Raw genomic sequence first — 267 nt, 5'->3', positions numbered from 1 at the left:
CTTTTGATTTTTCAGCTAATGTTTCTTTTACTGCTTTTAAAAGCTTATCAAGGTTTTCGTCCTTCGCTGAGCTAGAAGAAATACCTGATGAAGTGATATAACCTTGTTTGAATGATTTATCGAATTCATTCACAACAGTTGATTTGTTATCACCTGTTAGTTTTTCGAACTCGTCGTTTTTCTTACCAAAAATCATCACATCAATATAAGAAGAAAGAGCTTTTGCAGATGCTTGTAGTGTATCTGCTTTTTTCATTAAGTCTTTTC

General features: G+C 32.2%; 1 protein-coding gene. It reads right to left on the bottom strand.

Going from position 1 to position 267, the window contains the following annotated elements; all coding sequences use genetic code 11:
• A partial coding sequence (locus AC0IXA_RS27560) for a DUF5105 domain-containing protein (protein ID WP_471814923.1) occupies positions 1-256 on the bottom strand: 256 nt, incomplete at its 3' end.
• Positions 257-267 lie beyond the last annotated feature (11 nt).

It is taken from the genome of Pseudomonas sp. AC083, from assembly GCF_979253165.1.
This window is presented reverse-complemented; position numbering and strand designations above follow the sequence as displayed.